The organism is Cellulomonas humilata, assembly GCF_013359775.1.
GTDB classification, from domain to species: domain Bacteria; phylum Actinomycetota; class Actinomycetes; order Actinomycetales; family Cellulomonadaceae; genus Cellulomonas; species Cellulomonas humilata.
Window position 1 is genome coordinate 186,092 of sequence record NZ_JABMCI010000066.1, and the last position, 11,830, is coordinate 197,921.

13 protein-coding genes are annotated in these 11,830 nt (G+C 73.6%); 10 read left to right on the forward strand and 3 right to left on the reverse strand.

Going from position 1 to position 11,830, the window contains the following annotated elements; translation table 11 throughout:
- The first annotated feature begins 49 nt into the window (after window positions 1-49).
- The 4 genes from guaA (at window position 50) to HP550_RS13030 (ending at window position 3,811) form a co-directional block, all read left to right on the forward strand.
- Window positions 50-1,636, forward strand: a complete 1,587-nt coding sequence (gene guaA, locus HP550_RS13015; protein WP_175348088.1) for a glutamine-hydrolyzing GMP synthase — start codon at window positions 50-52, stop codon at window positions 1,634-1,636.
- 24 nt (window positions 1,637-1,660) lie between these two features.
- A complete protein-coding gene (locus HP550_RS13020; RefSeq protein ID WP_175348089.1) occupies window positions 1,661-2,053 on the forward strand; it encodes a DUF3817 domain-containing protein in 393 nt (130 codons plus the stop codon).
- A 51-nt stretch (window positions 2,054-2,104) separates the two neighbouring features.
- The gene (locus HP550_RS13025) at window positions 2,105-3,265 is read left to right on the forward strand and encodes a glycosyltransferase (protein WP_175348090.1); all 1,161 of its coding nucleotides are present in this window, start codon (window positions 2,105-2,107) and stop codon (window positions 3,263-3,265) included.
- Between the two features lie 75 nt (window positions 3,266-3,340).
- The gene (locus HP550_RS13030; protein ID WP_175348091.1) at window positions 3,341-3,811 is read left to right on the forward strand and encodes an aromatic ring-opening dioxygenase LigA; all 471 of its coding nucleotides are present in this window, start codon (window positions 3,341-3,343) and stop codon (window positions 3,809-3,811) included.
- A gap of 51 nt (window positions 3,812-3,862) precedes the next feature.
- Here HP550_RS13030 and HP550_RS13035 read toward each other — a convergent pair whose 3' ends face one another.
- Window positions 3,863-4,354 (reverse strand): hypothetical protein, encoded by a 492-nt coding sequence (locus tag HP550_RS13035; protein WP_175348092.1) that lies wholly within the window; start codon window positions 4,352-4,354, stop codon window positions 3,863-3,865.
- A complete protein-coding gene (locus tag HP550_RS13040) occupies window positions 4,354-5,742 on the reverse strand; it encodes a PspC domain-containing protein (protein WP_175348093.1) in 1,389 nt (462 codons plus the stop codon). Before HP550_RS13040 ends, HP550_RS13035 begins: the two co-directional genes overlap by 1 nt.
- A gap of 158 nt (window positions 5,743-5,900) precedes the next feature.
- Here HP550_RS13040 and HP550_RS13045 point away from each other — a divergent pair, with 158 nt between their 5' ends.
- The 3 genes from HP550_RS13045 to HP550_RS13055 are packed head-to-tail and all read left to right on the forward strand — an operon-like array spanning window position 5,901 to window position 8,268.
- Window positions 5,901-7,208, forward strand: a complete 1,308-nt coding sequence (locus HP550_RS13045) for a PspC domain-containing protein (protein ID WP_343048158.1) — start codon at window positions 5,901-5,903, stop codon at window positions 7,206-7,208.
- Window positions 7,205-7,861, forward strand: a complete 657-nt coding sequence (locus HP550_RS13050; protein ID WP_175348094.1) for a LuxR C-terminal-related transcriptional regulator — start codon at window positions 7,205-7,207, stop codon at window positions 7,859-7,861. The genes HP550_RS13045 and HP550_RS13050 overlap by 4 nt, the downstream gene beginning before the upstream one ends.
- Complete coding sequence (locus HP550_RS13055) at window positions 7,861-8,268, forward strand: NUDIX hydrolase (RefSeq protein WP_210768023.1); 408 nt, start codon at window positions 7,861-7,863, stop codon at window positions 8,266-8,268. The genes HP550_RS13050 and HP550_RS13055 overlap by 1 nt, the downstream gene beginning before the upstream one ends.
- On the opposite strand, the gene HP550_RS13060 is transcribed toward HP550_RS13055, so the two are convergent.
- Window positions 8,265-9,395: a serine hydrolase domain-containing protein gene (locus HP550_RS13060; protein ID WP_175348096.1), complete on the reverse strand. Its 1,131-nt coding sequence runs from the start codon at window positions 9,393-9,395 to the stop codon at window positions 8,265-8,267. The two genes, HP550_RS13055 and HP550_RS13060, sit on opposite strands and share 4 nt — an antisense overlap.
- Window positions 9,396-9,489: 94 nt before the next feature.
- Between HP550_RS13060 and HP550_RS13065 the strand changes: the two genes are divergently transcribed.
- The 3 genes from HP550_RS13065 to HP550_RS13075 are packed head-to-tail and all read left to right on the forward strand — an operon-like array spanning window position 9,490 to window position 11,800.
- Window positions 9,490-10,599, forward strand: a complete 1,110-nt coding sequence (locus HP550_RS13065; RefSeq protein WP_175348216.1) for an alcohol dehydrogenase catalytic domain-containing protein — start codon at window positions 9,490-9,492, stop codon at window positions 10,597-10,599.
- Window positions 10,596-11,345: an SDR family oxidoreductase gene (locus tag HP550_RS13070; protein ID WP_175348097.1), complete on the forward strand. Its 750-nt coding sequence runs from the start codon at window positions 10,596-10,598 to the stop codon at window positions 11,343-11,345. Before HP550_RS13065 ends, HP550_RS13070 begins: the two co-directional genes overlap by 4 nt.
- Entirely contained in the window at window positions 11,342-11,800 is a 459-nt protein-coding gene (locus tag HP550_RS13075; protein WP_175348098.1) for a MaoC family dehydratase, read from the forward strand. The genes HP550_RS13070 and HP550_RS13075 overlap by 4 nt, the downstream gene beginning before the upstream one ends.
- The last annotated feature ends 30 nt before the right edge of the window (window positions 11,801-11,830 follow it).

Below are 11,830 nucleotides of genomic sequence, written 5' to 3' on the forward strand. Positions count from 1 at the left end.
GGGGTCGGCGGCGACGCGGCCACCACCGGGCGCCGACTACCCTGGCGTCGTGACGCAGACGCCTGACCCGGCCGCCACCACCCACCGTCCCGTGCTCGTCGTCGACTTCGGTGCGCAGTACGCGCAGCTGATCGCCCGACGGGTCCGCGAGGCCAACGTGTACTCCGAGATCGTGCCGCACACGGCGTCGGTCGCGGACCTGCTGGCCAAGGACCCGGCCGCGATCATCCTGTCCGGCGGGCCGTCGTCGGTGTACGCCGCCGGCGCCCCGTTCGTGGACCCGGCCCTGTTCGAGGCCGGTGTCCCCGTCCTGGGCATCTGCTACGGCTTCCAGGCGATGGCGGCGGCGCTCGGCGGGACGGTCGCGCAGACCGGTCAGCGCGAGTACGGCGGGACGGCCGTCGCGGTCACGTCCGCCGGGACCGTGCTGTCCGGCAGCCCCGACGCGCAGACCGTCTGGATGAGCCACGGCGACGCGGTGCACGCCGCGCCCGAGGGGTTCGAGGTGCTGGCGACGTCGGCGGGCAGCCCGGTCGCCGCGTTCGAGGACCGCGCCCGGCGCCTGTACGGCGTCCAGTGGCACCCGGAGGTCAAGCACTCGCCGCTCGGCCAGAAGGCGCTCGAGAACTTCCTCTACCAGGGCGCGGGCCTGAGTCCCGACTGGAACGCCGGCAACGTCGTCGCCGAGCAGGTGGACAAGATCCGCGCTCAGGTGGGAGACGCCCGGGTGATCTGCGGGCTGTCCGGTGGCGTGGACTCCTCGGTCGCCGCGGCGCTCGTGCAGAAGGCCGTCGGCAGCCAGCTCACCTGCGTGTTCGTCGACCACGGGCTGCTGCGCTCCGGCGAGGCCGAGCAGGTGGAGAAGGACTTCGTGGCCGCCACGGGCGTGCAGCTGAAGGTGGTCGACGCGCGCGAGCGGTTCCTGCACGCGCTCGCGGGCCACACCGACCCCGAGACCAAGCGCAAGATCATCGGCCGCGAGTTCATCCGGGTGTTCGAGCAGGCCGCCCGCGAGGTGGTCGCTGAGGCCGGTGAGGGCGAGGAGGTCAAGTTCCTCGTCCAGGGCACCCTGTACCCGGACGTCGTCGAGTCCGGCGGCGGCGAGGGCGCGGCCAACATCAAGTCGCACCACAACGTGGGCGGGCTGCCGGACGACCTCCAGTTCGACCTGGTGGAGCCGCTGCGCACCCTGTTCAAGGACGAGGTCCGCGCGGTCGGCCTGGAGCTGGGCGTGCCCGAGGGCATCGTGTGGCGCCAGCCGTTCCCGGGTCCCGGGCTGGGCATCCGGATCATCGGCGAGGTCACGGCCGAGCGTCTCGACATCCTGCGCGCGGCCGACGTCATCGCCCGCGAGGAGCTGACCCGCGCCGGCCTGGACCGCGACATCTGGCAGTGCCCGGTGGTGCTCCTGGCGGACGTGCGCTCGGTGGGCGTGCAGGGGGACGGCCGGACCTACGGGCACCCCGTCGTCCTGCGGCCGGTGTCGTCCGAGGACGCGATGACCGCAGACTGGACCCGCCTGCCCTACGACGTGCTGGCGACGATCTCGACCCGGATCACCAACGAGGTGCCCGAGGTCAACCGCGTGGTCCTCGACGTGACGAGCAAGCCGCCGGGCACCATCGAGTGGGAGTGACTGGGAGTGACTGGGAATGACACCGTGACCGAGTCCACGACGACCCTCGACCCCTGGGTGCGCAAGGCCGCAGGAGCGACGAAGCGCTACCGCGTGCTGGCCTGGATCACCGGCACCATGCTGCTGCTGCTCTGCGTCGAGCTCGTCCTCAAGTACGTGTTCCACGCGAGCGGGGTGGACGCCTCCGGCACGCCGAACCCCGTCATCGGCGCCTGGATCGCGTACGCGCACGGTTGGATCTACGTCGTCTACCTGGTCACGGTCTTCGACCTCTGGTCGAAGATGCGCTGGCGCCTCGGGCGGCTCGCCACGATGGCCGCGGCCGGCGTGGTGCCGGTCATGTCGTTCATCCTCGAGCGCAAGGTGCACGCGCAGGCGCTCGCCCGCATCGAGGCCGCCGGTGGCGCACGCGGGTGAGATGTTCCGGATCCTGGACGAACGTCCGTTTCGCGCCGATACGGTGAGCGCGTGCTGATCGTCCACGTCTCCGACTGCTACGCACCGCGCACCGGGGGGATCGAGTCGCAGGTGGGGGACCTCGCCGCGCGCCAGGTCGCCGCCGGCCACGAGGTGCACGTCCTGACGGCCACCCTGGGCGTGGGTGGCGAGCGCGGTGGGGTCGTCGACCGGGAGCACGGCGTGCACGTGCACCGGCTGGGCGCGCGGATCCCGTTCGACCTGCCCGTGAACCCCGTCGGCCCCCGCCTGGTCCGTGAGGCCTACGCCGCCCTGCGGCCCGACGTGGTGCACGTGCACGCCGGCGTGCTGTCCCCGTTCGCGTACGACGGCGCGCGGATCGCCCTCGACCTGGGCCTGCCGACCGCGATCACGTGGCACTGCATGCTCGACGGCGTCGTCGGCGCCCTGCGGGCCGCGGTGGGACGCACGCGCTGGCAGCAGACGCCCGCCGCGCTGAGCGCGGTCAGCCACGCCGCCGCGGCACGCGTGCGGCAGGTGTTCGGCACCGAGGTGTCGGTGATGCCGAACGGGATCGACCTGGACCTGTGGGCGCCTCGGACCTTCTCCGAGGGGAGGGGACGTCCGGGCGAGCAGGGCCCGCTGCGGCTCGTCTCGACCATGCGCCTGGCTCCGCGCAAGAGGGCGGTCCCGCTGGTCGAGCTGGTCGGCCAGGCCGCCCGCAGGCTGCCGCCCGACCGGCTGCGCCTGTCGATCATCGGGTCCGGCCCGGCTCAGGGCCGGGTCTCCTCCACCGTGGCGGAGCAGGGGCTCCAGCACGTCGTGGAGCTGCGCGGCCGGCTGACCCGGCCCCAGGTCCGCAGCGCGTACACCGACGCCGAGGTGTTCCTCGCCCCCGCCGAGCTCGAGGCGTTCGGCATCGCGGCCCTCGAGGCCCGCACGGCCGGGCTGGCGATCGTCGCCCGCCGCGGCACGGGCATCGAGGAGTTCGTCGAGGACGGCGTGGACGGCCTGCTGGTGGCCGACGACGCCGAGATGACCGAGGCGATCGTGCACCTGGCGCGCGACGGGCGGCTGCTCGACGGCATGCTCACGCACAACCGCGCTGTCCGACCCAGGTTCGGGTGGGACGACGTTCTCGGTGCCGCGGACGCGGAGTACGCGCGGGCTCGCGCGGCGAAATCTCCCACTTCGTCACCCGCCCCTCACTAGAGTCGTTTCGTTGGACGGTTCTGTCAGGGGCCGCACGGCACACCTGCCCGTCCTCTGGGGCTCAGAGAGGGAGACATGACGACGACGACGGGACAACCGAAATCGGTCCGCGTGCTCGGGCTGTTGACCATCATCTTCGGGATCATCTTCATCATCGCGGGCGGCATCACGTGGGGCGCCGTGGCCAGCAACCTGGCGGCCGAGCAGATCACGGTGTCCGAGGACGCGCAGGCGTTCGGCGGCCAGCTGGTCGACACCCCGTGGGAGGCCTGGTTCCAGGCCGACATCATCAACACCCACGCGCTCGAGGCCACTGACGGCCAGACCTACGCCCAGCTGGACCAGGACGACGAGCGCCGCGGCACGGTCATGACGGCGTCGTTCCTGCGCGCCTCGCTGTTCACCTCGGTGGTCGCGTTCGGCGTCGCGCTGCTCGTGGTCGGCATCGGTGTCGTGTTCATCCTCATCGGGTGGGCGCTGCGCAAGGTCGGCACCACCACCTACGCCGACACGACGGCTCCGGTGGCTCCGGACCCGGTGGTCTGACGACGACAGGGGCGACGTCCGAGGGCTCGGACGTCGCCCCTGCTCGGGCGGTCAGCGCCGGGCGCGTGCTCCGCTCACGATCGAGCCGACCAGCAGGGCGGTCCCGGCGACCGCGAGGAGCACGATCATCGCGAGCTGGAGGTCGATCGCGACCCCTGCCGCCCACGCGAGCAGGCCGACGCCGATCGCGGCGATGACCAGGCCCCAGACGACCGTCCCGACCCGCAGCCGGCGGCGGGGTGTGTCGACCGGTGCCGGCTCCGACGGTGCGGCCGCTGCGACGAACGGGTCCGGGCTGGTGGCGGGCCCGTCGATCCGCTCGGTGCGGTCCGACGGGGAGTACAGCGCGCCGATCGGGGACGTCGCCGTGGTGGGCTCGGGCGACCCGAACGGTGCCGGCTGCGACGCCGTCTCGTCCGCTGCGACCTCGTCGACCGGGATCACGGTCGTGTCGTCGGCGTCGGCGTCGGCAGTGGGCTCGGGGTCGGTGACCGGCAGGGCGAGCGTCTCGTCGTCGTCGCGGGGGGTCTTGTCGGTGGACATCAGTTCTCCTCGATGATCGAGACGTCGCCGGCGCCGATCTGCACCTGCAGCGCGAGCTGCGGGCCGTCGGAGCCGATGTCGTCGGTCGTGAACGTGCTGGGGTTGAGGCCCACCCCGTCGGAGCCCTTGCTCTGCCCGTCGACCTCCCAGCGCACGGAGCCCGCACCGGCCTCCACGTCGGCGGACACGGTCGCGTCGCTCGGCACGACGACGGTGAGGTCACCGGCCGCGAGCGAGATCGGGACCACGAGGGTCTGGGACGTCAGGGGCACGTCGGTGAGGTCGATGGTCACGTCGCCGAATCCCATCGAGAACCCGTCGGCGGCCTCGGAGCGGTCCGTGATCACGGCGACGCCGTCAGCGGCGAAGTCGTGCCGGGCGTCCGACGACCAGGTCCAGTCGGCGTTCTGCACCGCGCCGAGGGGAACGGCCACGAGGACGCCGACCACCGCGAGCCCGCCGAGGGCGCCGCTGGTCCGGCCACGCAGACCCGAGACGATGATGCCGAGGCCGGCCAGGACGATGCCGATACCCAGCGCGGTGAGTGCGACCGGTCCGGTGAAGTCGCCCGACCGCTCGGCCATCAGCAGCAGGGCGAGCGCGAGCAGGCTGAGCGCGACGACCACACCGACCGTGCCGGCACCGGCGCCGGGGGTGCGCGGACGCGGGGGGCGCGGCGGCTGCACGGGTCGGGGCGCCGGGGCCGGCTGAGCCGGGGCGTAGGACGTCCAGGCCGGGGCAGCGGCCGGCGGAGCGCCGTACGCGGAGGTCGTCGGCGTCGCGGCGGCGGTCGGGTAGGAGGCCGCGGGGTAGCTGGTCGCGGGGTAGGTGGCCGCGCCCGCCGGCGGCACGTAGGGGACGTACGGCGGGGCCGGCGGGCGGGGCCTGGACGGCTGCTGGTTGGAGACGACGGCGATCAGCGTGACGATGCCGCAGACGAGCGCGATCCAGAGGATGCCCTGGACCCATCCGGGCGGACCCCAGAAGAAGAACCAGTTGTCGCCGCGGCCGAAGCCGACGATGACGAACGCGAGGGCGCCGAGCAGCGCGATGTCGAAGCGGCCGAGGATCATCTCCTCGAGGTGGATCCGTCCGTCCCGTCGCTCGGGCAGCAGGGCCCACGCGGCGCCGTACGCCACGAGGCCGAGCCCGCCCAGCAGGAGGGTCGCGAAGAAGATGCCGCGGACCAGCAGCGGGTCGATGCCGAAGCGGTCGCCGATGCCGCCGCTGACGCCGCCGATCCAGCGGTCGTCGGCGCGGGTGATGCCGAGGCGGCGCACACCGGCGAAGAAGCTGTTCGAGGTGTGCCCAGGTGCTGCGGCGGGTGCCGGGTCCGGAGTGGCGGTGCCCGGTGCCGGCTCCGGGCCGGCGGGGGTGGTCGTGTCCATGTCTCGATCCTGCTCGCCCGGACCGTCCCGGGGCATCGGGTGGTCCCCTGAGCGCACCCTGATCCTTGGTGCTGCGGACCCCTGAACCTGGTCCGAGGAACCCTGAACAGACCCCGGAGGTGGCCCCGGAGGGCGCCGGGGCGTGTGACGATCGGACCGTGCACACGACCGCTCCTCCTCTGGCGCCCACGCGCCGGCTGCCGCTGCGCCGCCCCGCGCGCGGGCGGTGGTTCGGCGGCGTCGCGCTGGGGCTCGCCGCGCACCTCGACCTGCCGGTCGCCCTGGTGCGGCTCGCGTTCGTGGTGCTCACGCCCATCGGCGCGATCGGACCCGTGCTGTACGTGTTCTGGTGGCTGGCCGTCCCGGCGGGCGACCCGGCCGCTGCCGCGCAGGAGGTGCGTCCGAGCGCGCTGACCCGGCTGGCCCGACGGCAGGCCGTGATCGAGCCGGGCCGGCGCATCCCGGTCACCGACATCGCCATCGGCGCCGTGCTGGTGATCGCGGCCGCCCTGCTCATCGCGGTCCGGTCCGGGGCCGACGTGGACGCGGACTGGCTCCTGCCCGCGCTGATCGTGCTGGCCGGTCTGTGGCTGGCGTGGAGCCAGCTCGACGAGGTGCAGCGCGGTCGCCTGCGGGACCGGGCCGGTGGGCGGACTCCCGTCAGCCTCCTGCGGGTCGCCGGCGGGATCCTGCTCGCGGGCGTCGGCGTGCTCCTGTTCGTCGGCCTGGCGTCGGGGGAGGGCGTCGAGACGGCGACGCTCGCGCAGTCGATCGTCGCGGCGCTGGTGATGCTCGGGGGCGTGGCCCTGGTGCTCACGCCCTGGTGGTTGCGACTGGTGCGGGAGCTCGGCGACGAGCGGGCCGCCCGTGCGCGGGAGTCGGAACGCGCGGACATCGCCGCCCACCTGCACGACTCCGTGCTCCAGACGCTGGCCCTCATCCGGTCCCGGGCCGACGACTCCGCGGAGGTGGCCCGCATGGCGCGCGCGCAGGAGCGCGAGCTGCGCGAGTGGCTCTACGACGACCGCCCCGCGCCGGGCACCTCCGTGGCGGCGGCGCTGCGGGAGATCGTCGCCGAGGTCGAGGACTCGCGCTCGGGGCCGACCGGCGACCCGGTGGCCGTCGAGTCGGTGGTGGTCGGCGACCGCGTGCCCGACGCCGACACCGAGGCGCTGCTCCAGGCCACCCGCGAGGCACTCGTCAACGCGGTGGTGCACGGGCGCCCGCCGGTGTCGCTCTACCTCGAGGTGGGTGCGTCCGAGGTCGAGGTGTTCGTGCGCGACCACGGCGACGGCTTCGACCTCGACGAGGTCGGCACCGACCGGTTCGGGGTGCGGGAGTCGATCATCGGGCGGGTGCGGCGTCGCGGCGGGAAGGCGACCGTGACCAGCAGCCCGGAGCGCGGGACCGAGGTGCACCTGGTCGTACCGATCCGGTCCACGGACGAGCAAGGAGCGCAGTCATGAGCGAGGCAGTCGACGTGGTGCTGGTGGACGACCACCACATGTTCCGGACCGGCGTGAAGGCGTCGCTCGACGCGGGCGTGCGGGTGATCGGCGAGGCGGACACGGTCGACGAGGCGATCCGCCTGGTCCGCGAGCTGAAACCTCCGGTCGTCCTGCTCGACGTGCACCTGCCCGGCGGGGACGGCGGTGGTGGCGCCGAGGTGATCAAGGCGTGCACCGACCTGCTGGGCCAGACCCGGTTCCTGGCCCTGTCGGTGTCCGACGCCTCCGAGGACGTGGTGGCCGTCATCCGCGCCGGCGCCCGGGGGTACGTGACGAAGGCGATCGACGGCACCGACCTGTCGGACGCGGTGCGCCGCGTGGCCGGCGGGGACGCGGTGTTCTCGCCGCGGCTGGCGGGGTTCGTGCTCGACGCGTTCGGCGCCGCCGCGGGGGACGTGGCCATCGGCGACGACGAGCTGGACCGGCTCTCGGCCCGGGAGCGCGAGGTCATGCGGCTCATCGCGCGCGGGTACTCCTACCGCGAGGTGGCCTCCGAGCTGTTCATCTCGATCAAGACCGTGGAGACCCACGTCTCCGCCGTGCTCCGCAAGCTCCAGCTCTCCAGCCGCCACGAGCTCACGCGGTGGGCGGCGGCCCGGCGGCTGCTGTGATGCTCCGCGTCGGCGCCTACGCGGTCGTCGTCGACTCCGGTCGGGTGCTCCTGCCGCACTGGCGCGGGGACGGCCGGTGGATGCTGCCGGGCGGCGGGATCGACCCGGGGGAGGACCCGGCCGATGCCGCGGTGCGGGAGGTGCTCGAGGAGACCGGCTTCGACGTCGAGCTCGACGGTCTGCTCGGCATCGACTCGTTGGTGGTGCCGGCGAAGGACCGGATCAACGCCTCCGACGGCCCGATGCACTGGCTGCGGGTCGTGTACCGCGCGCACGTCGTCGGCGGCGAGCTGCGCGACGAGGCCGACGGGAGCACCGACGCGGCGGCGTGGTTCGACCTCGCCGAGGTGCCGGGGCTGCGCCGGGTGGAGCTGGTCGACGTCGCCCTGCGGCTGGCCGGGCACTAGAGGGAGCCGTACAGCGCCTGGAGGTAGGCGTCCGAGCGGGCCGAGCCGAGGATCCCCGGGGACATGCGGTTCATCACGTACGCGAACGTGAGCCCGCGGTCGACGTCGTTGACGACGAGCGAGCCGCCCCAGCCGCCCCAGAACGCCACGCGGCCCTCGGGGATGAACGGGGTGCTCGCCGGGTGGGAGACCGCGTAGCCGAGCCCGAACCGCAGGGGCACGCCGAGGACGAGGTCCACGTTGTCGGTGTGCTGCGCGAACACGAGATCGACCGTCTCGGGTGACACCAGACCGCCCCCGCCGTTCGTGAGCACCGACTGGACCGTCGCCACCGAGCGCGCGTTGCCGTGGCCCCCGGCGCCCCCGATCCCGGCGGCCTTCCACTCCCGGGTCCAGGTGATCGAGGCGTCGAGCACCGGTCCGCCCAGCGTGCGGCGGGCGGGGGAGTCCGGGGGCAGCTGCGCGAGGTCGACCTGCGACGGCGGCGGCGGGACGACGTGGCTGACGCGCGCATCCTGGCCGGCGGGCAGACCGAGCCAGAAGTCGGCGCCGAGCGGCTCGGCGATCTCGGCCCGGAAGAACTCGCCGAGCGACCGCCCGGTGACGCGCAGGACGAGCTCACCCACCAGGTGCCCGTAGTCGAGCAGGTGGTACCCGGACAGGGTGCCCGGCGGCCACCACGGCGCCTGGGCGGCGAGCCGGGCGGTCGCCGCGGGGACGTCGAGGATGTCCTCGGCCGTGACCGGCTGGTCCCAGCCCGAGACGCCCGAGGTGTGGTTCAGCACGTGCCGGACCAGCACGCCCTCCTTGCCGGCGGCCTTGAACTCGGGCCAGTAGGCGCCGACGGGCTCGTCGGGGTCGAGCAGCCCCCGGTCGACGAGGACGAGCGCCGACACGGACGTCATGGTCTTGGAGATCGACCAGACGTTGGTGAGCGTGTCCGCGGTCCAGGGGCGCGTCCGCTCCGAGTCGGCCCAGCCTCCCCAGAGGTCGGCCACCAGGGCCCCGCGCTCGACGACGGCAACGCTCGCGCCGAGCTCTGCTCCGCTGTCGAGGTGCTGCTGGAACGCCGCTCGCAACGCGGAGAACCGCTGCTCGGCGAAGCCCTGGACCGGTGTGCTCGTCATCGAGCCCTCCTGCGTCGGTCGATCGTGTGTACTCTGGCCTGCAACATACCGCGCGGTCGGTATGCCGACAACGTCGTCGACCCCGGAGGTGCACGTGCAGATCCTGGGCGCGGTGCTGGAACGATCCGGCGCCCCTGCGCCGTTCGCGGCGTCGCGGCCGTTCACGGTGGGCGTCCTCGAGCTGGACGGTCCGGGACCGGGCGAGGTGCTCGTCCGGATCGAGGCGGCAGGGGTCTGCCACTCGGACCTGTCCGTCGTCGACGGGAACCGCGTCCGGCCCACCCCGATGCTGCTGGGCCACGAGGCCGCGGGGATCGTGGAGCGCCTCGGTGCCGGCGTCGACGACCTGGCCGTCGGCGACCGCGTCGTCATGACCTTCCTGCCCCGGTGCGGACAGTGCCCCGAGTGCGCGACCGACGGGCGGCTGCCGTGCCGGGTGGGCAGCGCCGCCAACGGCCGTGGCACGCTGGTCGGGGACGGGATGCGGCTGCACCGCGACGGACGGCCGGTCCACCACCACCTCGGCGTCTCGGCGTTCGCCAGCCATGCGGTGGTCAGCCGGACCTCCGTCGTGCGGGTCGACCCCGACGTGCCGCCCGAGGTCGCCGCGCTGCTCGGCTGCGCCGTACTCACCGGTGGGGGAGCGGTGGTCAACGCGGGCCGGCCGCGGGAGGGTGACACCGTGATGGTCGTGGGGCTCGGAGGCGTGGGCATGGCCGCGCTGCTGGTCGCCGTCGCGCTCGGGCTCGAGGTGATCGGTGTGGACGCGCGCGCGGACAAGCTCGCCGCCGCGCGCACCAACGGGGCGGCGGCGACGTACCTGCCGGCGGACGTGCCCGTCCGAGCACCCGTGGTCATCGAGGCCGCCGGCAACGCCCGCGCGTTCGAGACCGCGTTCGCCGCGACCGCACCCGGCGGGACGACGGTGACGGTCGGCCTGCCCGCTCCCGACGCCCGCGCGTCCGTCAGTCCGCTCATCCTCACCGCCGAGGCCCGGACCGTCGTCGGCAGCTACCTCGGCTCCGCGGTCCCCTCCCGCGACATCCCGCTCTACGTCGACCTGTGGCGCTCCGGGCGGCTGCCGCTCGAGCGCCTGGTCTCCTCCCGGATCACCCTGCACGACCTCGACGTCGCCATGGACCGCCTCGCGGCCGGTGGCGAGCTCCGCCAGCTCATCGTTCTCGACGAAAGGACTACCCCGTGACTCGCACCGCCCTGGTGACCGGAGCCGCCCGCGGCATCGGCGCCGCGACCGCCCTGCGCCTGGCCGCCGACGGCTACCAGGTGGCCGTCCTCGACCTGCGCGAGGAGGACTGCGCGGCGACCGTGGAGGCGGTCCGCTCCGCCGGGGGGACCGCGATCGGCCTCGGTGCCGACGTCGGCAGCACGCAGGACGCCGTCGCCGCGGTCGCGCGCGTGGTCGAGGAGCTCGGCGCGCCCACCGTGCTGGTCAACAACGCCGGGATCCTGCGCGACAACCTCCTGTTCAAGATGACCGAGACCGACTGGGACTCGGTGATCTCGGTGCACCTGCGCGGCGCGTTCCTGATGAGCCGCGAGGTGCAGAAGCACCAGGTCGCGGCGGGCTGGGGCCGGATCGTCAACCTGTCGAGCACGTCGGCGCTGGGCAACCGCGGGCAGGCCAACTACGCGACGGCCAAGGCGGGGATCCAGGGGCTGACCAAGACCCTCGCCATCGAGCTGGGCCGGTACGGGATCACCACCAACGCGGTGGCTCCGGGATTCATCGGCACCGACATGATCCGGCAGACCGCCGAGCGCATGCACGTCACGTACGAGCAGTTCGTCGAGGCCGCGGCCAAGGAGATCCCGGTCGGTCGCATCGGGGTGCCTGAGGACATCGCGAACGCCGTGTCGTTCTTCTGCTCCGAGGCCGCGGGCTTCGTCAACGGGCAGGTCCTGTACGTGGCCGGCGGGCCGAAGTCATGATCGCGGTCGACGCCCCCGCGGGGCTGGTGGACGCCGTCGGGCAGAGCGCGACCGCCGACCGCTGGTTCACCGTCGACCAGGCGCGCATCGACGTGTTCGCGGACACCACGGACGACCACCAGTGGATCCACGTCGACCCCGTCCGTGCCGCGGCCGGCCCGTTCGGCGCGACCGTCGCGCACGGGTACCTCACGCTCGCCCTGATCCCCGCGCTCACCGACGGGCTGGTGGAGGTCGGCGGCACGGGGCCGGTGGTCAACTACGGACTCGACCGCGTGCGGTTCCTCCAGCCGGTCACGGCAGGCTCCCGCGTCCGGGCGACCTCCACGGTGACCTCCGCCGAGCCGACCCCGCAGGGCGTGCGCGCGACCTTCACGGTCACGGTCGAGATCGAGGGAGCCACCAAGCCGGCCCTGATCGCGGAGACCGTGGTGCTCTACTTCGCTGCGGCCTGACCACCGCAACGTCCGAGGAAGTGAGCGCCT